This is a genomic window from Halorubrum sp. Atlit-26R (genome assembly GCF_003666015.1).
Lineage (GTDB): Archaea > Halobacteriota > Halobacteria > Halobacteriales > Haloferacaceae > Halorubrum.
The window spans coordinates 1-443 of record NZ_QPLT01000532.1; the positions used below are offsets into that span (position 1 = coordinate 1).

The 443-nt window shown below is 63.4% G+C and carries 1 protein-coding gene; it reads right to left on the reverse strand.

Annotation, left to right across the window (positions count from 1 at the left end):
• Positions 1–443 (reverse strand): aminoacyl--tRNA ligase-related protein (locus DVK07_RS21800; protein WP_303646406.1); only part of this gene is annotated, 443 nt, incomplete at both ends.

Here is a 443-nt window from a genome sequence, read left to right on the forward strand (position 1 = left end):
CGCTGCCGACGGACTTCTCGGGACGCGTGGCGAGCGCGACTTCGGCGTCCAGCCCGAACGTGTCGAACACCGTCAGGATGTTGTCGATGATGAGGTTGATTTCGTCCTCGATCTGGTCGGGGCGGACGAACAGGTGACCAGCGTCGATGGTAAAGGACCAGACCCGCGAGAGGCCCGACAGCTCGCCGCGCTGTTCCTTCCGGTAGACCTTCCCGTCCTCGATGTAGCGCACCGGCAGGTCGCGGTAAGACCACGACTGCTGGTCGAAGATGGTCGCGTGACCGGGGCAGTTCATCGGCTTCAGGCCGTACTCCTCGTCGTTCACGTCGAGGCGGAACATGTCGTCGACGTAGTTCTCGTAGTGGCCCGACTTCTTCCACAGCTCCGTCCGGAACAGGTGGGGTGTCTCGACGGGGTCGTAGCCCGCGTCGAGGTTGAGCTGT